Source organism: Luteitalea pratensis (assembly GCF_001618865.1).
Classification (GTDB): domain Bacteria; phylum Acidobacteriota; class Vicinamibacteria; order Vicinamibacterales; family Vicinamibacteraceae; genus Luteitalea; species Luteitalea pratensis.
The window spans coordinates 1,555,752-1,576,882 of record NZ_CP015136.1 but is presented as its reverse complement, the minus strand read 5'-3'; the positions used below and the strand labels follow the sequence as shown (position 1 = coordinate 1,576,882).

Annotated in this window: 18 protein-coding genes; 9 read left to right on the top strand and 9 right to left on the bottom strand. The window is 66.8% G+C overall.

Translation table 11 applies throughout. The features are described 5' to 3' along the window. Positions 1 to 20: 20 nt before the first annotated feature. Genes LuPra_RS06525 through LuPra_RS06515 form a run of 3 tightly spaced genes read right to left on the bottom strand, consistent with a single transcriptional unit; the run spans position 21 to position 3,281 of the window. Positions 21 to 764 (bottom strand): glycosyltransferase family 2 protein, encoded by a 744-nt coding sequence (locus LuPra_RS06525; protein WP_157898819.1) that lies wholly within the window; start codon positions 762 to 764, stop codon positions 21 to 23. Then, complete coding sequence (locus LuPra_RS06520; RefSeq protein ID WP_110170000.1) at positions 761 to 1,909, bottom strand: radical SAM protein; 1,149 nt, start codon at positions 1,907 to 1,909, stop codon at positions 761 to 763. The genes LuPra_RS06525 and LuPra_RS06520 overlap by 4 nt, the downstream gene beginning before the upstream one ends. Before the next feature lie 19 nt (positions 1,910 to 1,928). Next, a complete protein-coding gene (locus LuPra_RS06515) occupies positions 1,929 to 3,281 on the bottom strand; it encodes an InlB B-repeat-containing protein (RefSeq protein WP_157898818.1) in 1,353 nt (450 codons plus the stop codon). A 229-nt stretch (positions 3,282 to 3,510) separates the two neighbouring features. Here LuPra_RS06515 and LuPra_RS06510 point away from each other — a divergent pair, with 229 nt between their 5' ends. The 3 genes from LuPra_RS06510 (at position 3,511) to LuPra_RS06500 (ending at position 8,563) form a co-directional block, all read left to right on the top strand. Further along, entirely contained in the window at positions 3,511 to 6,105 is a 2,595-nt protein-coding gene (locus tag LuPra_RS06510) for a serine/threonine-protein kinase (protein WP_110169998.1), read from the top strand. Next, positions 6,102 to 7,709, top strand: coding sequence for a hypothetical protein (locus LuPra_RS06505; protein ID WP_110169997.1), 1,608 nt, complete (start codon positions 6,102 to 6,104; stop codon positions 7,707 to 7,709). The genes LuPra_RS06510 and LuPra_RS06505 overlap by 4 nt, the downstream gene beginning before the upstream one ends. Before the next feature lie 83 nt (positions 7,710 to 7,792). Beyond that, positions 7,793 to 8,563, top strand: coding sequence for a hypothetical protein (locus LuPra_RS06500; RefSeq protein WP_110169996.1), 771 nt, complete (start codon positions 7,793 to 7,795; stop codon positions 8,561 to 8,563). 21 nt (positions 8,564 to 8,584) lie between these two features. Here LuPra_RS06500 and LuPra_RS06495 read toward each other — a convergent pair whose 3' ends face one another. Both LuPra_RS06495 and LuPra_RS06490 read right to left on the bottom strand, forming a co-directional pair. Then, positions 8,585 to 9,208 (bottom strand): CHAP domain-containing protein, encoded by a 624-nt coding sequence (locus LuPra_RS06495; RefSeq protein WP_110169995.1) that lies wholly within the window; start codon positions 9,206 to 9,208, stop codon positions 8,585 to 8,587. A 69-nt stretch (positions 9,209 to 9,277) separates the two neighbouring features. Then, positions 9,278 to 10,759 (bottom strand): type VI secretion system contractile sheath domain-containing protein, encoded by a 1,482-nt coding sequence (locus LuPra_RS06490; protein ID WP_110169994.1) that lies wholly within the window; start codon positions 10,757 to 10,759, stop codon positions 9,278 to 9,280. Positions 10,760 to 10,808: 49 nt separating this feature from the next. Here LuPra_RS06490 and LuPra_RS06485 point away from each other — a divergent pair, with 49 nt between their 5' ends. The 6 genes from LuPra_RS06485 (at position 10,809) to LuPra_RS06460 (ending at position 16,064) form a co-directional block, all read left to right on the top strand. Continuing rightward, entirely contained in the window at positions 10,809 to 11,552 is a 744-nt protein-coding gene (locus LuPra_RS06485) for a DUF6484 domain-containing protein (protein ID WP_234800758.1), read from the top strand. 22 nt (positions 11,553 to 11,574) lie between these two features. Beyond that, positions 11,575 to 12,876: a TIGR02270 family protein gene (locus LuPra_RS06480; protein ID WP_157898816.1), complete on the top strand. Its 1,302-nt coding sequence runs from the start codon at positions 11,575 to 11,577 to the stop codon at positions 12,874 to 12,876. Further along, a complete protein-coding gene (locus LuPra_RS06475) occupies positions 12,873 to 13,913 on the top strand; it encodes a DUF2169 family type VI secretion system accessory protein (RefSeq protein ID WP_110169991.1) in 1,041 nt (346 codons plus the stop codon). Before LuPra_RS06480 ends, LuPra_RS06475 begins: the two co-directional genes overlap by 4 nt. Continuing rightward, positions 13,910 to 14,959, top strand: a complete 1,050-nt coding sequence (locus LuPra_RS06470; protein WP_110169990.1) for a beta-ketoacyl synthase N-terminal-like domain-containing protein — start codon at positions 13,910 to 13,912, stop codon at positions 14,957 to 14,959. Before LuPra_RS06475 ends, LuPra_RS06470 begins: the two co-directional genes overlap by 4 nt. Before the next feature lie 124 nt (positions 14,960 to 15,083). Beyond that, positions 15,084 to 15,647 carry a Uma2 family endonuclease gene (locus LuPra_RS06465; RefSeq protein WP_110169989.1) on the top strand — a complete coding sequence of 188 codons (564 nt, stop codon included), beginning with the start codon at positions 15,084 to 15,086 and terminating at the stop codon, positions 15,645 to 15,647. A 39-nt stretch (positions 15,648 to 15,686) separates the two neighbouring features. After that, the gene (locus LuPra_RS06460) at positions 15,687 to 16,064 is read left to right on the top strand and encodes a DUF4150 domain-containing protein (protein ID WP_110169988.1); all 378 of its coding nucleotides are present in this window, start codon (positions 15,687 to 15,689) and stop codon (positions 16,062 to 16,064) included. A 30-nt stretch (positions 16,065 to 16,094) separates the two neighbouring features. Here LuPra_RS06460 and LuPra_RS06455 read toward each other — a convergent pair whose 3' ends face one another. The 4 genes from LuPra_RS06455 to LuPra_RS06440 form a co-directional block, all read right to left on the bottom strand. Continuing rightward, a complete protein-coding gene (locus LuPra_RS06455) occupies positions 16,095 to 16,562 on the bottom strand; it encodes an imm11 family protein (protein WP_157898815.1) in 468 nt (155 codons plus the stop codon). Positions 16,563 to 16,656: 94 nt separating this feature from the next. After that, positions 16,657 to 17,562, bottom strand: coding sequence for an AHH domain-containing protein (locus LuPra_RS06450; RefSeq protein WP_157898814.1), 906 nt, complete (start codon positions 17,560 to 17,562; stop codon positions 16,657 to 16,659). Positions 17,563 to 17,636: 74 nt separating this feature from the next. Then, positions 17,637 to 19,784, bottom strand: coding sequence for a type VI secretion system Vgr family protein (locus LuPra_RS06445; RefSeq protein ID WP_237050838.1), 2,148 nt, complete (start codon positions 19,782 to 19,784; stop codon positions 17,637 to 17,639). Continuing rightward, on the bottom strand, positions 19,777 to 21,120 hold the full coding sequence (locus LuPra_RS06440; RefSeq protein WP_110169985.1) for a tetratricopeptide repeat protein: 1,344 nt from the start codon (positions 21,118 to 21,120) through the stop codon (positions 19,777 to 19,779). Before LuPra_RS06440 ends, LuPra_RS06445 begins: the two co-directional genes overlap by 8 nt. Positions 21,121 to 21,131: the final 11 nt, after the last annotated feature.

Below are 21,131 nucleotides of genomic sequence, written 5' to 3'. Positions count from 1 at the left end.
CGCGAGGGAATGGGGCACGGTCAGAAGAACAGGTATTTCACCAGCGAGTACCCATAGTGCGGGGCGCTGCGCCACACACGGATGTGCGACGCGCCATGCAGGCGCCGATGCTCGTGGCTCGGCACCTCGGTCATGCGGAAGCCGCGGCGGAGCGTCTTGATGATCATCTCCTGCTCGATCGTCGTCAGGTTCTCGCGCAAGTCGAGCTGAGCGAGCACCGTGGTCCGGATCGCGCGGAAGCCGTTCTGGGAGTCACTGAGGCGGCAGCCGAATCGCCAGTTGATGCACGCGGTGATGAACGAACTGCCCGCCAGCCGGAAGAACTCGTCGAACCCGCCGTGCAATTCACTCGAGCCGCCACGCAGCCGCGACGCCGTGACGTGATCGGACGCGTCTTCGAGAATGGGACCCACCAGGAGCGGGATGTCCTCCGGGTCATGTGAGCCGTCGGCATCGAGGAACACGACGATCGGCGTGCGGATGTGCGGGATCGCACGGCGCAACGCCTCGCCCTTGCCGCGGCCGCCGTCGGCCAGCACGATTGCGCCATGCCGCGCGGCGACATCGGCAGTGCCATCAGTGGACTGCCCGACCACGCAGATGATGGTCCCGGCATACTGCCGCGCGCGGTCGATCACGGCGCCGATGCTCGGCGCCTCCTGCTTGGCGGCGATGACCGCGGAGACGTCGGTCGCGACATGATGCGCGACAGCCCTGTCGAGGTGGGCCTGGATGACGGCGTCGGTATAGCAGGTGACATTCACCGCACACGCTCCGTCGCGACGGGCGCGGCGGCAGCGTCGGTCTGCACGTCGCGCGGCGCTCCCAACCGGCCGGCCAGGACGTTGCCGAGGATGCTCTGGTATGCCTCGCACGCAGTCCAGCACTGCGGGCACTGCCCCTGCCAGATCTCGCGCTGCACGGCACCGGTCTCGGCCGCGTTCCAGATCGGCGCGAGCCGCATGCCGGTGTCGCGCAGGCGCCCGAGCGGCCGCGAGTACGTGATGCACGGGTACACCACGCCCCATGGATCGACGAAGCAACTCGCCCGAAGGGCATGACACGGCATCGGAGTCCGGCCGGTCGTCAGGAAGCGATCCAGGTAGCGCAAGTAGACCCGCTCCAACAAGTCCTGGGCCGACCGCGGCACACCCTTGCGCTGCCGGTAGACACGCAGTTCCCGCCGCACGTCCGCGGGGTCCGGGCGAATGCCCTCCAGCCCACCGTTGTCGTAGTAGTGCCCGGATACCTGGGCGACGTTCAGGTGGAGGTCGTCGGCCGTGAGCCCGGGAATCTCCTGGGCACAGGCGTCGAACGTCTCGGCAAACCGCCCGACGTTGTACGACGACAGTGTGATCCCAAGCACCGTGGTCACACCGTCGATGCGCCGGAGCGCCCGGAAGGTCTCGATCTGACGACGGAATCCGCCCTTGATGCCGCGGACGCTGTCGTTCAGCGCCTCGTTGCCGTCGAGGCTGACCGTGATGATGGTCCGGGCAGGCCCGCGGCCCGCGATCCGCTCGACGGCGCTGACGATGCGATCGGTGAGGAAGCCGTTGGTCGGGAAGTGCAGGAGGGCGAGCCGGCGCCACCCCTGCACCACCGCGTCGAGGATCGTCTCGATGTCGGGCCGCAGGAAGATCTCGCCGCCGGTGAGGTCCGCCCAGGTGATACCGGGGTTCTCGCGGACAAACGCCAGCACTTCATCGGTGGTCAATTCGTCTGTGGGTTTGCGCTGCCAGATGTTGCAGGTGCGGCAGCGGTACTGGCACCAGTACGTCAGGGCAAAATTGACCTTCGCCGGCGCGGACGGGCGCGTCACCGTGGTGCCGAGGAGCGCCGCCCCCAGGAGCGCCGTTCGTCGCCAGCCGTCGAGGGCGTGCGATGGGGCACGCCCGGCTGCCGTCATGCGCGGCTCCTGCCGACGGCTACTTCGGGCTCATGGCGTACCGGACTTCTACGATTTCCCAATCTTTCCCCTCGCCGATGCGCTTCAGGAGGTAGGTGGCCTTGCCCTCGAGCGGTTTCTGCTTCTTGCCGGACTTCTGTTCGTTTTCCGTCTTCAGATCGACGAGGGCGCGGGCGCGTCCGACCTCGATGTCGAGATCCTCGATCTGTGGGTCACCGCCGAACGTGTACTTGACCGATTTCAGGTCGCGGAACTGGAGCTCGTGACTGGCGACATTGATCCCCGGCTGCAGGCGCTTCAGGCCCGGGATGTCCATGCGCTCGTACGCGCTCCGGTAGGCCTTGAGCACGCGCTGGATGTCGCCGTTGGCAAGCTTCTCGGCGGCTTCGCGATCGCCTTCTCGTCCCGCGGCGTTACGCACGGGCGCTGGCGGCTCAGCGGGTGGGGCCGGTCGCACTGCTGCAGGGGGAGCCGGGCGCCCGGAAGTTGGCGGCGGTTCACTGGGTGTAGCGACATCGGCCCGCTGGGGTGGCTTCTCCGGCGACGCGGAGGGCGTCGGGGCCGCGGTCACCGCCACGGTCTGCTCAGGCTTCGGCTGATTGTCGGTGGGAGGGGGTTCGTTCCTGGTGACCCGTGGCGGACCAGACGTTGCCGGAGGTGCCGACGCCGTCCGTGGAGTGGGGGCCAGTGACGGGCCCTCGCCCTTGACGAGCGCGACACCGCAGCTGCGGGCCTGGGTCATGTTCGCCGTGCCGTCCACGCAATCGCCGGTATAGGACTGCACGCGATAGCCCGGCTCCGGCATGACCTCGAGGGAGACGATCGTGCCCTCCAGGATCTCGGCCGTGCACGCCTTTTTCTTGGGGCCGCACTCATGCCCCTCGAGCGTGACGATCGTGCCGTTTTCTGGCGGCGTGAGCGTCAACGTCCAGCGCCGGCCATCGGCCGCCGCCGCGGCGCCAGCGGCGGCAGGACCGCCCGCGAAGCGTGCGCCGCAGCTGCGGGCCGCCTTCATCTCCAGCCGGCCGGATGGCGCACAGTCCAGGGTGTAGCCCGCAAAGGTGTAACCCTCGTCGGCTTCCGCGCGAAGTTCGACGACCTGTCCGTCTTTGACAGATGTGGAACACGACGTCCCGCCCGTGCCGCACGTGATGCCGCTGCCGGTAAGTGTGCCGCCGGTGGGTTTCAGCACGGTCAGCGTGAAGGTTTTCGGACCGCTCGGACCGGTCAGCCACGCCGCCAGCAGCGCGGCCAGCACCAGCACGCCCAGCAACGCGCCAGCCATCATCACGGGCCGCAGCGCTTCGAGAGTCCCTCGCTTCCGCGACGGAGGCGGGGGCGGCGACGGCGGACGTATGACCTGGGTACTCATGGCTGCCTCGCCTCCGCAGGCTCGCGCAGGGGCCTCTCGGCCTGTTGCTGCATGGCGACTCGGACGACGTAATCAGTCATGGAAGCGAATGTGGCCGGATGGTAGCACGACCGTAGCCCAACAGCGTCTGCGTGCGTTGAAGTCTCTCAATACGTTGACGTATGGTATGGCTCTCAAGCCGAGTAGTCGTCCGGCGAAGCTCGGCCGGTGGTAGGAGTACCGCGTAACAATGCTGCAGCCGGGCACGACGATCGGTCGCTACCAGATCCAGCGCAAGCTCGCGCGTGGCGGAATGGGGACGGTCTACGTCGCCCACGACCCCGTCCTCGGGCGGATGGTCGCCGTCAAGGTGTTTGTCGGCGACCTGGAGGTCCCCGACGCCGCCGAGCGCTTCAGCCGTGAGGCGCGGGCCGCCGCCTCCCTGAACCACACCAACATCGTCACGATCTTCGACTTCGGCGAAGTCGCGTCCCAGCCCTACATCGTCATGGAGTACATCCAGGGCGAGACGATCACCGAAATCATCCGTCGCCGAACGTCAGTGCCGCTCTCCGAGAAGTTGCGGTGGCTGGAGGAGCTGTGCGCCGGCGCCGCGTCGGCCCACAAGATGGACGTCGTCCATCGCGACATCAAGCCGAGCAACTTGATGATCGACCGAAGCGGCCGGCTCAAGGTCCTCGATTTCGGTATTGCCAAGATCGTCAACAGCCTGCAAAAGAGCGTGACGGCCGTCATCGGCACGCCCGGGTACATGGCGCCCGAGCAACTCCTCGGCCAGCCGGTGGATGCCCGTACCGACATCTTCGCGATCGGGGTCGTGAGCTTCGAGCTGCTGACCTACGAGGAGGCGTTCCAGGGCGACTCGTTCACGGCCGTGACTCACCGGATCATCAACGAGGACGTACGGCGTGTGGCCGACCTGGTACCGGACGCGCCGCCCGATCTGTGCGCGATCGTCGAGAAGAGCCTGCAGAAGAACCCCGCGGACCGCTACAAGGACGCCGAGTCGCTCCGGATCGCCCTCAGCCGCGTCCGGCGCCGGGTCGAGCACTCGTCGGACGTCGACGCCGCATCGGCGCAGACCATCGTCGCGAAGATGACGGCGCCCGTCCGCCGTCTCGGCAGCGCCACCGGAACCGGCACGTCCGGCAAGACGGCCCCTGTAAGCGCTCGCACGGCCGAACTGACGCCGCCGCCCAACCCCGTCGCCGCGCAGGAAGCGCTCGCCCGGGCACAGCAGGCCAAGATGCAGGGCGCCCTGCAGCGCAGCGAGGCCTGCCTCCAGAACGGTGAGTTCGAGCGGGCCCTCGCCGCCAGCCAGGAAGTACTCGAGATCGAACCGGCCCATGCCGGGGCGATCGCCCTCCAGCAGAGAATCACCGCCGCAATCGCCAGGCAGCACGCGGCGGCGCTGCTCACCGACGCGCGGGCGGAATTCCAACGTGGTGCGCTCACCCGCTGCAAGACACTGCTCGACGAGGCCCGCCAACTCGATCCCGCGACGCACGACGCCACGCTCGAACGCGATCTGCGGCTCGCGCGCGTGGAGCAGGAGCGCAAGCGTCATCGGGCCGAGACGGTCACGCGAACGGTCGCCACGGCGCGAGCGGCCATGGAGCGGGGCGACGTCGAAGCCGGGCTGGCCCTCGCGCGCGAGGCGTTGAGCCTCGACCCGAATGTCACCGAAGCCCGCGACATCGAGTTGACGGCCTTGCGCGCGTTGGAAGAAGGCGACGACAGTCGGCCGACCCTTTCGGCGTCCGCCGACGTCGCGACCCAGACGGAGACGACCGACGTCGCGCTTCCGCGACCCACGCCGCCGCCGCTCGACCAGGTACTCGAGGGGGAGACGACGGTCGTCGCGCTCCCGTGGCGCACGCCACCGCCCACCGCGATCCCGGTCACGCCCGCGCCGCCGGTCGTCCCACCCCTGCCGCCGGTGCCGCCACCGGTGCCGCCCTCGACGTCGGTGCCCAGATCAGTGCCGATAACGGGACCTGCGCCCGTCGTGTCGGCGCCGACGGCAACACCCGCGACGTCGGTGCCACGGCCAGTGCCGACACCGGCTCCGGCTCCGCCTCGAGTCGTGCCGGCGCCGCCGCCCGCGCCGCCGCGGGGCGCCACTGCAAGTGCAGGCACGCCCTCCGCGCCGGTCTCTCGCGCGCCCGCCGCTCCGGCCAGCACTCCGCCGGCGACGCCAACGCTGCCGTCACCGAGTGCCCCCGCCACGCTCGGCGCCAAGGCCCGAGCGCTGCCCGTGCAGGCGTGGATCGACACCGCGGGATCGGCCGTCTCGCAAGTGACCGCGAAAGCGCGCGCCCTCCCGCGCACGCAGTTGCTCGTGATTGCCGGCATCGCCGCCGTCGTCTTGTTGGTCGTCGCCTTCCTCGCGCTGAGAGAGCCGGGGGGTACGGTTGGGCCCACTCCGACTGGCGTCGTCGTGATCGAGGCCTTGCCGTGGGCCACCGTGACCGCCGTCAGAGGGGCGGACGGCGTGAACCGTCTCGCGACACCGGCTGTGACGCCCTTGTCCCTCGCGTTGCCCGCCGGCAAGTACGCCGTCGATCTTTCGGGCCCTTCGATGCCGGCCGACACGCGGTCGATCACGATTGAGGTCTCGGGCGGCAACGTGAACGTGGCGCCCACGGCGCGCTTCCTGGGCCCGACGACCGAGGAGTACTTCAAGCAGTACTTCGGCGGCGACGCGCCGGCACCTTCGAGCCCCGGCGCGGGCGCCGCGACGACCGTTCCCGAGGGCGTGCCGGCCGGCAACGCACCACCCGCTGGCAGTCAGCCATCGCCGCGGCCCGGAGCCACGCCATGACGCGCGTACCTGCACCCCTCGTGACGTTCGCGGCGATCGTCCTCGCGGCTGCCATCGCGGCGGTGCCGTCGACCGCGGCGGCGCAGGGCGAGAAGGACGAGGCGTTCAAGGCCGGTATCGAGGCCAGGAAGGACAAGCAGTGGCCGACGGTCGTCACCGAGATGCGGCGGGCGATCCAGCAGGATTCGAAGGAATCGACCAGGAAGGTCGGCGGCATCTTCCGTGCGACCGACTACCTGCCGCACTACTTCCTCGGTGAGGCGTACTTCAGGCAGAACGACTGCGTCAACGCCGTCGTGGCGTGGGAGACCTCGATCAGGCAGGGTGTCGTCCGGACGCGTCCCGAGTACTTCTCCGAGTTGCAGAAGGGCAACGCGACGTGCGAAGGGAAGGGCATCCTGCTGACCGAGAAGTTCGAGGCAGCGGTCTCGCGCGCTCGCGCGCAGCTCGAGAGCGCGAACGCCGCGATGATCAGGGTCAAGGACAAGGGGAGCGTGAACATCGCCGTCTGGCGCTCGCAGCCCGCATTCGACGCGCAATACCAGCGCGTGTCGAGCGAATACGACCTCGCCCGGAAGCACTTCGGCGACGCGCAGCGAAGCCGGCTGGAGAAGGACTTCAACGAGGTCGTGAAGGTGACCGACCACGTGAAAGAGATCGTCGGCTCACTCGAGAACGAGTTGACCGCCGCGATGGAACGGGTCAGCGGAACGGCCCTGGCAGCTGACGAGGTCAAGCGGAGCATCAAGGAGGCTGAGAAGATCGACGCCGAGATCGAGGCGAAGTCGACCTTCCTGGGCCCATCCTTGATCGCCAGCCGGGCGGATGGACAGAAGGCTCTCGAGAACGCGCGCCAGCAGCTCGATCCGCGCCGATTGAGCGAGAGCACCGTGGCGGCGGCCCGCTCGTCGGTGGCCGAGGGCGCCGGCTTGCTCCAGAAGGTGCTCGAGGGCGTCCAGGCCGCCTACGCGAAGGCCAACAAGGCGAAGCTCGATCAGTCCGCGGTCCTCGCCACCGCGGCCTTCTCGCGAGCGGACGCGGAAGTGCAGACGGTCCAGACCTTGATCGAACGCAATCCCGCGAAGGCCACGCCGGAAATCCGGAACGGCTTCGAGACGGCACGCAAGCAGCTCGACTCGGCGAGACGAAGGCATGACGCAGCGATGCGCAGCCAACTGGTCGGCGGCGTCGACGCCGCCGCCAAGCAGGCCGACGACATTCACGCAAGGCTGATCGCGCTCGAAGAAGGTATCGGTGTCGAGTTGACGCTGGAAGATCGGGGTGTACCCACGTGGCTGCAGGAGGGCGCGGCGCGCTACTTTGCGGGCGACTACGCGGGCGCGCTGGACAAGCTTGACGACGGCAGGGCAAGCGACGCCGCACAACTCCACGTGCATCTGTTCCGCGCCGCCGCCCAGCACGCGCTGTTCGTGCGGTCAGGCGAGAAGAACACGGCCCGTCGCGACCAGGCAGTCGCGGACATCAGGCGCTGCAAGGAACTCCAGCCCACGTTCGCCCCGGATACGCGCGCGTTCTCGCCGGCGTTCCTCGAGTTCTACCAGCGGGACGGTGTCGCGCCGCAGTCCGCCGCTCGCGCGCAGTAGTTTGGTTTTGACAACCCCCGCAGGCGCCGGTAACCTGACGCGGCTCGATCCAGCAACATGGATCCACACGAGGAGCGGCCCACATGGATGGACGCGACAGCATCCAGTCGCTTCTGGTGCGCAGGAAACTCACGCGGGCCATCGCCGACGTCGCGCGCGCACAGATGCTCGGGTACCTCGCGGTGCTCGCACCGCTGCTGCGCCCGAGGGCGGTCCTCGGCGACTTCATCCATGGGAACACCAAGGAAGGCGCCCCGCGCGCCGAGAAGGCGTACAAGGAACTGCAGGCCTCGTACGCGGCCATCGCTCCGTCACGGCCGTTTCACCTCACTGACGACCTGACGCCGCCACTGAGTTTCGCGGGCAACGGCCTCGACATCACGCCGGTGGAGTACCCTCACGCGATCGGCTCCGGCGACGACGCGCGCACGATCATGGTGCGGAGGCCCTTCACCTGGAGTCTCACGTACGCCGGGTATGCTCCGACGCGCCTGCCGGACCTGGTCGCGACTCGCACGAGGGCCAGCGATGCCCTGCAGCAGTTCGTGCTCAGCCATCTGCTGCTGCGCGTGGTCATCGACAACTCGCCCGGGCTCGAGTCATTGCTCGAGGCCGTGCACTTCCCGCTGACCACCACCACAACCGCGGCGACCGGGACATTGCCGGTCACGCGCATCGGTTTTGTAGTGGGGACCACGCTGCCGCGCGACGAAGTCATCCTCGAAACCGCGGAATTGACGGGGATGGATGCGTTCGAGGAAGTGATCAACTTCGACGACCTCAAGGCACTTGATGACCCGTTCCGCGACCGCGTGTACGCACTCGCCCGCCAGCACGCGCCTGGCGTGGTGTAGACGCCGCCGGCCCCTGGCCGCTCACCGCGCCTGCGGCCGATAGAACCGGAGCGTCCCCTTCACGGTCACCTGCGTCGTCGTGGCCCCCGACGACGATGTGCTGTCGGTGAGGTGGAGGATGTTGCGGGTCACGGCGCTGCCGTCGGGGAAGTTCTGCTCGAGCACGGTGACCGTGCCGCCGCCGCCCACCGACTCCACGATGGCCGTATGGTGCGGTCGATCCTCGGAATGCGTGTCGGACTCTGCCGACCCATCGGCGTGGTCCGTGTTCGTGGTGATCTCGGCGCGGTAATCGCGCATCTGGATGATGTCGCCCGGTTGCAACGCCGCACGCGCCACGTCCGGCCCCCACACGTAGTCGACGTCGAGACCCACCTTGCCGAAGTCCGCCGCGCTCTTCGCGCCGGCATGACGCAACGCATCGTCGGCCAGCGTGAAGCATTCGCCGTCGCCGTGCACCTGGCCGATCCGCTGGCGCGCGAACGCGAGGACGCGATCGCTGAGCGACTGCTGCGGCGTCTTCGCGCCCTTGGTGTCGAGTCCGATGGAGCCCGGCGGCGGCGTGCCGGCGCGCGGCAGTGTCCCCTCGTCGATCTCAGGTGAGCCGGGCCCGTTCGCGGGACCCGGAAGCAGGCCATTACCCATGCGTCCCCCAGTCAGCAAAACGTGGAGCAGCCATTGTGGCCCTCGTTCGCCCAGGCATCGTGAATTCGCTCAGCCAAGCAGGTCGGTCGACGGATTGGCAGTCGAGCGCGGCAGCACCGGCCGTACGGCATCGCGGTCCTTGAGGCTGATCAGCGGCATGATGCCTCGTGCCTCGATGGCCACGACGGCAGCGTCGCTCATGTTGATCTCCGCCGGCGGCTGCAGGCCCGTCCCGTCGTCGGTCTTGAATACGAACGCCGGCAAGCCTTCGAGTGCCGCGACCGACGAAGGATCGCCGTCCGGGTCGAGCGCCCGGGCGACGACGACGGCGTAGGCCAGCGCTGCGTTTCCCCAGAGGAACGACTCGTGTTCGGGGGAGATCGGCTGCTCCTCGAACGTGAAGGCGGCGATCGGATCGGTCCGCTGGCCGTAGGGCAACCGCAGCAGGAAGCGCGGTAACGCCAGGCCGACGTGCGCAGCGGCCGCTCGCCCGCGGAATGCCTGCCAGCGCGTCTCGTCCTCCTGACCGAGTGGCGACCAGTTGCGGGGCTGAGACTGCGAGGCCAGGCTCGTGGCGCCGAGGAGAGCAGGCGAGGCGCCCGCGATGAACGGTGTTCCCATCGCGGCAGCCATCGCGCCCAGTTGCTCGAGCACCGCGAGGTCGTCCGCCGAGGGCCCGAACGTGAAGTCGCCGATCAGCGCCGAGAGCTCGAGCCCGCCCTCGGATCGCGATTCGCGATCGACGAGCCGCTGCCAGAGATCGCCGCCCTGCGCCACTGCCTGCGCGAGTTCGTCGCGCGTCACGTGCAGCAGGTGCAATTCGAGCGTGTCACCCAGGTCGAGCATCGACACGAGCCACTGCACGCCGCGCCACGCGGCCTCGACCTGCTGGAACGCCGGATCGTGGAGGACGGCACGCATCAGGTCGCTCATCGCCGCGTCCACGGCCGTCAGCATCTGCGGCAGCTGCGGGTCCGGCGCGGCAACGATGTGCGGCGCGACTGCCTGGCGGATCAGCGAATCGACCGCCCCGACTGCATGCTGGTGGCTCGCCGCGGGTGCGGCGGGTGCGGCCGACACTCCGCCGACTTGCCCGAGCAGCCGCCCGAGTGTCGACGTGTCGGGATCGACGCGCGGGGCGGACCCACTTGCCGCGGAAGTGGTCGCCCCAGGACCAATCGCCTCGCCCTGGAGGTCGGCGACGGCGCCTGCAAACGTGCGGGGGTGCTGGAGGCGCGTGCGCACGTCGCGCAACCGGCGGAAGACTGACAAGGCGTCGACCACAGCATCGGGATGGAAATCGTCGAAGCGCCGGATCTCCAGGCGTTCGCCGCCGGCACCGGGCCCGAGTTGAACGACCGGCGCTTCTCGCGCCAGCACGTCGTCCAGGTTGTCGACGTCGACCCTGGAGATTTTCCGGTCGGGCACGCGGTCCCGGGCCTGGCCGCCGTTGCCGCGCACGTCGCCGAGCACGAGTACGCGCCGCACCGGTACTCTCGATCGAGGTGCCGCATCGTCATCCGAACGTCCGAGCGTGAAGTCGAAGCGCATGGTCTACTCTCCCAATCGTCCGCACGGGGCGTGGTACACGGCTGCTGCCGTGGCCGACGCGGTTCGGCTGACTCCTGCCGGATTCGCGACCATCGTAAACCTACTCAGCCGGATCGACGAGTATGGGCAGCGCCCAACGGCGGTCCTTGACGCCCTGCCATGTACTGGAGTTGAATCGACTCTCCATCGAATCAACCAGATCGGAGATCGCATGCGCAGCACCGAGACGACCGTTGCCGTGCTTCCCATTGACGCCGCGGAAGTCCTGTCAGATGCAGCGCCCGCGCAGCTGGTCACCATCGTGGCAATCGCTGCCGATGGTTCGCCCCTCGTGGTGGTGGACGCCGACGGTCCCGTCATCGCCGCTCGCCTCGCGGTCCGCACGACCGTCGAGCGCGTGCAAATGGCGATCGATGAGCGACAGCCAGCCGTGGTGGTCTTTGAACGTGGAGATCGGTCCAGGCCTTTGATCCTCGGGTTTCTCGAGCCCCTCGACATGAATCCGTTGTCCTCGGAGGCTGCATCCGCCGCCCCCGGCAAACGCGCCGAGGCTCACTCGCCGAGCGACGCGCCGGAATCACAGGCCGGCGAGCCCGCCGTGATGCCGTGCATCGAAGCTGACGTCGATGGCCGCCGGGTCCGGCTGACCGCGCAGGACGAGATCGTCCTTCAATGCGGCAGCGCCTCCGTGACACTACGGCGGAACGGCCGCGTCGTGATTCGTGGCGCCTATGTCGAAACGCATTCCGAAGGCACGAACCGAATCAAGGGTGGTCAGGTCCAGATCAATTGAACACACCGCCTCACAGGCCTCGATGCCACTGACGTCCGGCTCTTCACATGCGTTCGACGACCTCGTCGAGGAGAGCCTCGACGAAGCCGCGTTTCTGTGGGGACGCTGGGAGGGCGAACTCGTCAGCCTGACGCGCAGCCTCGACGAAGTCTGGTCGTGGACCGAAGATCGCCTTCACGGAGCGCTCGACGGCGTCCGGGCGGCAGGCCCCGGGTTCATCGACGTCGCCATCGCGGCGATGTCGTCCGGGGACCCTCACCGAACTGCGGTCGGCGCGGCGCTTCTTGGTTCGAGTACCGATCCTGCCGCGACACAGGCTCTCCTCTCGGCACTCCGCGCGGCCGACCATCCAGTGCTTGCCCCGATCGTCCGCGGACTGGAACTGCTCGGTACGCGACCGGCGCTGCGCGGCGCCGCGGGAGTCCTCGGCGAACGCGACACGCCATCCTGCAAGGCCGCACTCTGCAGGCTGAAGGCATTCCTGCGCGCGGCCCCCGGTTCCGAACTGGCCTCGGCATTCGAGCACGGAGACGCCAGTTCGAAAGCCGACGCGATGCGGGCAGCCCAGTATCTGCCGGGGCATGCGGCCGAGGAGTGGATCGCCCGGGGACTCGTCGACCCTGATCCGTCCGTCCGCTACGCCGCGGCCGAAACGGGCACGCGCCGAGGGAATCGCGCGGCGTGGCGGGTCGTGACCGGGCAGGGCGCCGCGCTCGACGCCCATTCCGGTCCTTATCTGCGTCTGCTCGCGCTGCTCGGCAACGCCGAAAGCCACGAAGTCGTGTATGCCGCACTTCGAATCGCCGCCTTGCGTCCGCAAGCCGTCTGGTCACTGGGACACATCGGCACCGTTCGGGCCGCCGAGGCCTGCATCGCTGGCATGAAGCACGACGCGGTGGCACGGGCATGCGGCGAGGCGTACTGCTGGATCACGGGAGCCGTTCTGGAGCGCGACGGTCTTGCCAGGCAGGAAGCGGCGCCTGACGTGCCCGCGTTCGAAGACGACGACCTCGACGCGAACCTGGTGCCGCCACCGGACGCGCTGTGGCCGCTGCCCGACGTCGACGCCGTCCGGCAGCACTGGCTGGCGCGCCGACCGGGCATGCACGCGACGGCACGCCACCTTCGAGGGATCGCCACGTCACAGTCGACGAGGGTCGCCGCCGTGGAGACCGGCCCCATGCTACGCCGCCCGGATCTGGTGCTCGAACTGCAGGCCAGGACGCAGGGCAAGTACGACGTCGAGACACGCGCCTTCACGGCACGCCAGCGCAAGATGATGGCGGCCGCGCGCGCGGCGCTGTCGGCCGATGGAGGGGCGTGACCGTGCTGCAGCTGCAGAACACCACGCCGTTCAAGACTGCCATGGCCGTGCTCCCGGATCGTGCCGGCATCGATACCTTGTACGTCGTCGTCAAGGCGACGCTGCACATCCGGCCGAAGCTTTCGCTATCGGATGAACAGGCCCCTGTCGTTCTCGCCGACGAGTACTACGGCGATCCCACGTCCACGAGCCTGCGGGTGCCGTCGGAACTGCACATCGGCAAGCCCGGAACCGATGTGCTGCTGATCGGCAGCGCGTGGGCGCCGGCTGGACGGCCGGTGCGACAGACGCAGGTGTCGGTTGCGGTCGCGGGACGTCAGCGGACGATGCTCGTCACCGGCGACCGCGTCTGGCGTGACGGCCGTCCGTCCGATCCGCGACCGTTCGAATCGATGCCGCTCGTCTGGGAGCGCGCGTTCGGGGGGAGCCATCGACGCGGCGAGGTCGTGTTGTCCGAGGAGCGGAACCCCGTCGGCTGCGGATTTGCTGGCGAACAACCCGCCGGCGACCAGAAGGATCCACCGCCGCCGCCCAACCTCGAGGGTCAGCCGCTGCCCAACATCGAGAGTCCGGAGGCGCCGCTCCAGCAGCCTGGTCAAAAGCCGGCGCCGATCTGCCTCGCTCCAATCGCGGCGTCGTGGCTCCCGCGACGCGCGTTTGCCGGCACCTACGACGAGCGCTGGCAGCGCAGCCGCGCGCCCTACCTGCCGGACGATTTCGACCCGCGTTTCCTGCAGTGCGCCGCGCCCGACTTCGCCTTCGATCGCTATCTGACCGTCGGGGAGCAGGTGCATGTGTCAGGCGCATTGCCGGACGGCCCGATTGCCTTGACTATCCCGGATCCGCGGCTCGTCGTCGCCGTGACTGTCGCCGGGACTACAGACGAACCTGCCGCGCGCCTCGAGACGCTGTGGATAGAGCCGGATCAGAATCGCGTGTGCCTCACGTGGCGCGCGGCTTTCCCGTGCGATCGACGCGTCCTGAAGGTCGAGAAGATCGTCGTGTCGCGCGCGGGCAGCGCAGAGGCCACCTCATGACTGCCTCGATCGGTGCCACGCACGTGCTGTGCGCGATCGGCAGCGGGACCGAGCAGGTGTGGGCGTCGGCGCGCGCCGGGATCGCGCGCATCGGCAACTCGCACGTGATGGACCGCTACTTCGAACCGATCTCGATGGGGCTCGTCCCGGAGGATGCGCTGGGCACGCTCACGCCCGAGATCGACGGGCTTCCGCTCCCGTCGCGCGCACGACGGATTCTGCGGCTCGCAGCTCCGTCGTTCAGCGCAGTGGCGGCCAATCTGGGTGGCCCCGTAGCGGTGATTCTCGGGCTCCCGCCTTTGACGCCGGCCGAGTCGCCCTGGCTGATGCGGGTGCCCGAGTACCTGCAGCAGCTGACGGGCATCGCCGTCGATCGCCAGCGAAGCGTCACGTTGCCGTCGGGACGCGCCGCCGCATTGCTCGCGTTGGAGCGCGCGTCGCAGTTGCTGAAAGCAGGCGCGGTCGAGACCGTCGTCGTTGGCGGTGTCGATACGTTTCTCGACCTGCGCCTGCTGAGCGAACTCGACGTCGAAGAGCGCATCCTCGGGCCTCGCGTCATGGACGGCTTCATTCCCGGGGAGGGCGCCGCGTTCTACGTGCTGTCGGCTGGACGATCCACCGGTTCTCACACCGGGCCGCGGGTCGTCGTGAACGCGGCTGCGTCGACCATGGATCCCGGACACCGCTATGGCGACGCTCCCGCTCGTGGTGAAGGGCTCGCCGTCGCGCTCGGCCAGGCACGTCAGCGCCTGGAGCAACCGGTCCCGCCTGTGGCCACGACGTTTGCAGGGTTCAATGGCGAGAGCTTCGATGCCAAGCTGTGGGGGGTCGCTCGGGTAAGGCACAGCGACTTCTTCTCGGCGGAGATGGTCATCGAGCATCCCGCCGACAAGTTCGGCGACGCCGGCGCCGCGATGGGTGCGATCCTCGTGGCACTGGCGGCCGAATCGCTCCGCAACGGGACGCGCCCTGGGCCGTCGCTCGTGTGGGCGGCCTCGGACCGCGAGCCGCGTGCTTGTGCGATCGTCTCTGTCGTGCCGAGCTAGTTCGAGAACTGCCGACTTCGGCGAACGCGCCCGGAGCAATTCCTGCACGCTGTGCGGTGTACCCAGCCGATTGCGTTCGCAGATCAGGTGGCACGACCATCGCTATCGACGATGGTAGGATGCCATGCACCGAAGCGTCGACATGTCCAGCGCCACTCCTCTGGTCACCGCTGAAGAACTGGAGAGACGGCCTCGGGACGACTCCCGTTACGAGCTCATCGAGGGCCGGGTCGTCCGGATGAGCCCGGTCGGGTTCGAGCACGGCCAGATCGTGACGCGGTTGCTGGTTCTCATTCAGCAACACCTCCAGCGGCAGCCGGCTGGAGTGGTGCTCACCGGAGTCGGGTTCAAGCTCGCTTCGCAACCCGATACCGTTCGTGCGCCGGACGTCGCGTTCGTCCGAGGGGAACGGGTTCCGTCGCCCGCACCGAAGGGGTTCTTCGAGGGGCCGCCGGATCTCGCTGTCGAAGTGCGATCGCCGGAGGAGCGCCGGTCCGACCTCCAGCGGAAGGTCAACGCGTATCTGTCTGCCGGCGTGCCGCTCGTCGTCATAGTGGATCCGGACGACCGGAGCGCGACCTGCAGTCGTCAGTTGGCGCGACCGGTGACGTTTCGGTCGGGCGATCGTCTCGATCTCGGCGATGTGATCCCCGGCTTCACCTGTCAGGTCAGCGAGATCTTTCCATAGCCGGCGACCCATTCGTCAGCCAGGAGCAGACAGACCGTCATGCCGACCGTTTTTGCCAACTCGCGCGGTGTCATTCACAAGAGCAGCGGAGGGATGAGCATGGTCTTTCCAGACGTTTGCAAGACGCCGACGCCCGCGGGCCCCGTCCCCATTCCCTATCCGAACATCGGCAAGTCGTCCGATACATCCTCTGGTCCGACAACCGTGAAGACCGACGGCCAGATGCCGATGACCAAGGACGCCAACTACATGATGTCGGCCGGTGACGAGCCTGGGTCCGTAGGGGGCGTCATCAGCGGCAAATTCAAGGGTAAATGCGAGCTCATGCTGTACTCGTTCGACGTGAAGTACGAAGGCAAGAACGTCGGCCGCTTGGGCGATCCGTTGTTTCACAACGACAAGAACATCATGGGCTGACGATAGGGCGATGGCGGTACATTCGCCGTCTTACGTCCCCAACTCGTCGAACGCCATACCCCAACCACCTGGCATCGGGATCGCGCGCAGTGCGTCAACGAGCCTTGCTTGCAGAACGAGCGTCAGTGGTGAATGCGCCAGTCGGAACAGCGGCAGGTCAGCGGCCTTCGCCAGGTCAATGACAAGCTTGGTGAACCTGAGCCGCGGCACTCCACTCGCGGCCGTGTCGATCTTTGTATATGTCGAGGCGGACAGGTCAGCCGCATCGACCAGACCGATGACGTTGATGGCGAAGTAGTTCGTCCATGAGACAGCCGCATCTTCGGTAACGATCGTAGCGGGAAACGCCTGTATGTTGTCGATTCCCAAACCTCGAAACGTCCGCAGCAGTGTTTCGGACCATACCGGCAGCGCTCCGCCCATGTACGGCCGAGGGGGATGGTCCTTGTCGCAGTTGCTGCGGAAGATCAACGGCCCACTCGGCTGCCAATCGACCATTGCTCCCTCGAGGAGCGAGATGCCGTCCGGAAGAATCGGGTCTTCGAAGATGCCGCGCTCGTGGAACGGATTGGATCGAATTGCGACGTACATATCAGACCGTCGTCATCGTGCTGGCTCGGCGAGCCGTTTCCATCGAGAACGAGGAAATAAAGTAGGTCCACGTGCTGGGGGGCATCAACGTAATGTCGACCTCGATCCATATCGAAACGAGATCGAGTTTCTCGTTGATCTGCCACGTCGGCTTGAATGGAGGGCTCGGCGGCTTACTCTGTGCAGGATCGCAGAGACATACCTTCGCCCAACCCTCGATTCGTTTCTCAAGCTCGGTCAAACGATCCTGCACCTCCTTCGGATACGTGTAATGCTGGCCTTCCTCAGCCAGTACCTTATGCTGCCCGTAATGGAACTGTCCCTCAGGTGCCGCGTAGTCGGCAATTTCCTGCTTCTCCGCTACTGTTAATGCCGCCGGATTCTTCTTGGCCTTCGGCTCGCTTGCCCAAGGCCTAACTGGAGTTGGATTGGCGCGGTTCTTCTTGACCGCAGCAGGCGCCGATGGCAGCCACGTTCCGTTGTCGGAGTTGTTGATGGAATAGCCGGTATCGTTGTCGACCTTGGCGCCCTTCACTATCCATTTTTCGATAGGATGACCAGACATCACCGTCGCCGTCGAACCAGGCGCAACTTTCTCCGTTCCTGGAATCAGATGATGTGCTTCGTAGGTATAGTTTCCAAACACTGGATGCTGAAAGGGGGGGGTTCGAGCCACCTTTGCTCTCGACGTCGCTTGCTCGTCCGCCCCTCCAGTCTTGGGACGGGCACTGGATTGCCGCGAAGGCAGGACACTCGGGTTGGCCATGACATCCCTCAATGCATCCTCGTTCTTCGATGCGCCGGGATAGGTCTTGAATGGCTTCGCCTTCTCGAGAGGACAGAAGGGACACTCGGGGTCACTCGCGTGACTCATTCCAGGTGGAGCGATAATTTCTCCAATTTCCATCTGCCCATCTCCATACCTGATGACGGCCCTGAGTAGTGCGCGCACTCGCATGCAGCTGCTGGCTTCTGGTGCCGTCAGTTTTGCGTGACTTTGCTTCCCTTGATGACGACGTCGCCCGAAGCCTTGACGTTGACCTTGCCACTGCCGTCTAAGGTGATGTCCTTCCCCTTGATGGTGATGGTGCCGTCCTTCTTCATCGTGATGCTCGCTGACCCGGTCTGTAGGACGATCTGCTCTCCGGCTGACAGCGACAGTTTCTTGCCGACCTGCAATGAATCGTCCTCGCCGACCGAGACCTGGCGCTTCTTGCCGATGGAAACGTCCTCATCTTTCGACACCTGGTCGGTGCGCTTGCCAGAGATGGTGATCGATTCGTCTTTGGTTACCGAGAGTGAGCGATTCGCTCCGATCGACACCGTTTGGCTCTTGCCTATGTTGACCTTCTCATCATCGCCAACGCTCTTGGTGCGACTCTTGGCAATCGAAATGCCCTCGTCCTTACCTACGCCTTCCGTGCGGTTTCCACCCACGGTAATCTTCTCGTCCTTGTCGACCTGCTCCGTCCGGTTCGCGTGGATCGTGATCGTCTCGTTGTTGTCGACGGTCTCGGTCCGATCATGCTTGACGTGCGTGATCTCGTCGTGGTCGATCGTCTTCGTCCGGTCGTGCCCGACCCAGTGCGTCTCGTCGTTCTCGACCTCGATGTCCTGGTTCTTCTCCGCGTGGATGAAGAGCTGCTCCTCGCCCTTCTTGTCCTCGAACCGGATCTCGTTGAAGTTCGCCGCCCCGCCGCCGAGCGAGCTGCGTGACTTCATGCCCGACTGCGTCTTGTTGGCCGGCAGATCGTAGGGTGGCATCTGCTCGGCGTTGTAGACGCGCCCGGTGATGATCGGCTGGTCGGGATCGCCCTCGAGGAAGTCGACGATGACTTCCTGCCCGATGCGCGGGATCGCGATAGTGCCCCAGTTCTTGCCGGCCCATGGCTGCGAGACGCGGACCCAGCACGAGCTCTTCTCGTCCTTCGTGCCGCGCCGATCCCAGTGGAACTGCACCTTCACACGTCCGTACTTGTCGGTGAAGATCTCGTCACCCCCGGGCCCAACGACAACCGCCGTCTGCGGCCCCTGCACGAACGGCTTGGGCGTCAGCCGGCGCGTGCGGAACTGCTCGGCGATGGGCATCGCCGAGAAGCTGCACCGGTACTCCGAGCCCTCGCTTTCTGGCAGCCCCTCGTAGCCGCTGAACTCGAGGTCGTAACTGCCGGCGACGACGAGGTGCTTGCCGTTCTGATCGTCGCGGGGATACTGCTCGAGGGTGAACGTCGCGCCCACGCTCACGCCACGCGCATTGGTCCAGGCTCGTGCCAGCTCGAACTGCGCCCCGAACTCCTCGATCCGCACCGACGCGTACTGTTTGCCATCACCCGCCTGGATGTAGTGGCCCGGGTAGTCGTAGATCTCGTAGTCGCTTGGCGAGTACGACCGGGACAACACCTTCTTGCTCCTGAGCTCGACGCTCGGACGCTCGAGGTCGTAGTCGTCGTGCACGTAACTCCCTGGCTGCACCTCGCGGTCAAAGTCCCAGCTGCTGATGTGCTCGAACTCCTTGCGCACGATCGTTCCTGGCGGGATGTAGATCAGCTTCTCGTACCCGGGCGTATCCTCGTGCTTGGCCGTCGAGTCGGTCAGCACCATCGTGTGCTTCCCGTCCACATGCCGGAAATGATAGTAGATGCCTTCGTGCTCCATCAGGCGGCTGACGAAGTTGAAGTCGGTCTCGCGATACTGCACGCAATAGGTCCACTTGCGGTACGAGCCGGTGAGCTCGAAGGCGACATTGGACGCGGGGTGGTCGTTGAAGACCTGCTTCAGGATCTCCGGGACGTCGACGTCCTGAAAAATGCGGCAGTCCGCGGTGCGGGTCAGGAACCAGAGCCACGAGTTCACCCGCGCGTGGTACTGGAAGTAGCGGCCGATCCTGCCGCCCTGCGAGAAGCGCGTGACGTAGCCGTTGAAATGCCGGACGTTGTCGTCGGGCAACGAGAGGTGAATGGTGACGCTCTTGCCGAGGACCGCGTCGATGTCGACGTCGGGCTTTTCGCTGAGGAGGCTCACCTCGAAGTCGCTGATCCGGCCCAGTTCCTCGCGACCGTGCATCGCGTGGAACAGCAACTCTTCGTCGAGCGGCGTGGTGATCGAGATGACCGGTGTGCCGTCAGCCACGATCGTCTCCCATGGCCTTTCGCGCGCGCACGACCAGGCCGGCTACTGGCAGTCCACTCTCGTTGCGCAAGACTGCCCGGTCGATGTGCGGCGTCAACCCGGCCGCCCCGAGCACCGCTTCGACGTACGTCGCGGCATGGTTGTAGCGCCCGTGCACCTCGAGGTGGAAGGTGTCGGTCGCCGGTTTCGACTCCTCGACCGTGAAGATCACCCAGCCGCCCGGACGCAGCGCCGCTGACGCGGCTGCCGCGAACGGCTCGAGCGACCCGAAGTAGACGAGGGTATCGGCCGACACGATGATGTCGAATGCTCCGGACTGGCCCTGCAGGTACCCGACGAGCTCGGCGTGCGAGAGCTCATCGTACACGCCTTTCGCCCGCGCATGCTCCAGCATGCCGGCCGACAGGTCTACTCCCGACAGTCGCCGCGCATAGGGCGCGAGCAGCGGGCCACACCACCCCGTGCCACACCCCGCGTCGAGGATGTCCAGCTGTTTGTCCGCGGGCGTGCCGGTCTCGGCAAGCGAGGCCACCACGAGCGAGGGCGCCTTGTATTCGAGCCGTGTGAGCTTGGCCTCGAACGTCGCCGCAAAGGTGTCGAACGACGCCACCACGAATTGGTCGGACGCCCGCGCCGGCACGTCGCGTTGCGAACACGCGGCGAGCGTGTGGCGCGCCAACGGATCGTTGGGCTCCGCCTTGACCCACTCCTCGCAGAACTCGACGGCCCGCTCGCGATCGCCAATCGTGTTGTAGGCGACCGCCAGCAGGCGCCGCGTCGCCGAGTGCCCCGGCTCGATGGTCACGGCCCTGTAATACGCATTCAGGGCATCGTGCGATCGGCCGGTCTGCTCCAGCACCAACGCGAGGTTGCGATAGGCGTCGGCGTGTTTCGGATTGATCTCGATTGCCGCGCGGTACGAGGCCTCCGCCTCCGCCGGGCGGCCGAAGAGACGCTGCAGCACGCCGAGGTTGTTGTGCGCATTGGCGTGCGACGGGTCAAGCGCAATCGCGCGCGAGAATGCCTCGATCGCCCCTTCCCCATCCCCCCCGTTCTCGAGCAGGATGCCGAGGTTGCTGTGCCAGTCGGCCTGCTCCGGCGCCAGGTCGAGGCTCTCGCGCACGCGCGCGATCCCTTCCTCGGTGCGTCCGAGCTTGTGCGCGACGATGCCGGAGTAATGCAGCGCGTCGGGTTGTCGCGGCGCGATGCTGAGCAACTTCGTGAACAGCACCTCCGCGTCGCGCACCTGCCCACGCTGCAGGAACGCGATGCCGATCCTCGCGGCCTCCTCGATGCTGACTTCGATCCGCTCTTCTGCCATTGCCGTCCCGCTCATGGGTGGACGCC

Excerpts from the sequence above, each read along its gene's own strand:
- LuPra_RS06490 (WP_110169994.1), bottom strand. The coding sequence starts at position 10,759 with ATGCGCTTCGACTTCACGCTCGGACGTTCGGATGACGATGCGGCACCT.
- LuPra_RS06515 (WP_157898818.1), bottom strand. The coding sequence starts at position 3,281 with ATGAGTACCCAGGTCATACGTCCGCCGTCGCCGCCCCCGCCTCCGTCG.
- LuPra_RS06440 (WP_110169985.1), bottom strand. The coding sequence starts at position 21,120 with ATGAGCGGGACGGCAATGGCAGAAGAGCGGATCGAAGTCAGCATCGAG.
- LuPra_RS06455 (WP_157898815.1), bottom strand. The coding sequence starts at position 16,562 with ATGGTCGATTGGCAGCCGAGTGGGCCGTTGATCTTCCGCAGCAACTGC.
- LuPra_RS06460 (WP_110169988.1), top strand. The coding sequence starts at position 15,687 with ATGCCGACCGTTTTTGCCAACTCGCGCGGTGTCATTCACAAGAGCAGC.
- LuPra_RS06505 (WP_110169997.1), top strand. The coding sequence starts at position 6,102 with ATGACGCGCGTACCTGCACCCCTCGTGACGTTCGCGGCGATCGTCCTC.
- LuPra_RS06495 (WP_110169995.1), bottom strand. The coding sequence starts at position 9,208 with ATGGGTAATGGCCTGCTTCCGGGTCCCGCGAACGGGCCCGGCTCACCT.
- LuPra_RS06450 (WP_157898814.1), bottom strand. The coding sequence starts at position 17,562 with ATGGAAATTGGAGAAATTATCGCTCCACCTGGAATGAGTCACGCGAGT.
- LuPra_RS06500 (WP_110169996.1), top strand. The coding sequence starts at position 7,793 with ATGGATGGACGCGACAGCATCCAGTCGCTTCTGGTGCGCAGGAAACTC.
- LuPra_RS06510 (WP_110169998.1), top strand. The coding sequence starts at position 3,511 with ATGCTGCAGCCGGGCACGACGATCGGTCGCTACCAGATCCAGCGCAAG.
- LuPra_RS06465 (WP_110169989.1), top strand. The coding sequence starts at position 15,084 with ATGCACCGAAGCGTCGACATGTCCAGCGCCACTCCTCTGGTCACCGCT.
- LuPra_RS06470 (WP_110169990.1), top strand. The coding sequence starts at position 13,910 with ATGACTGCCTCGATCGGTGCCACGCACGTGCTGTGCGCGATCGGCAGC.
- LuPra_RS06480 (WP_157898816.1), top strand. The coding sequence starts at position 11,575 with ATGCCACTGACGTCCGGCTCTTCACATGCGTTCGACGACCTCGTCGAG.
- LuPra_RS06520 (WP_110170000.1), bottom strand. The coding sequence starts at position 1,909 with ATGACGGCAGCCGGGCGTGCCCCATCGCACGCCCTCGACGGCTGGCGA.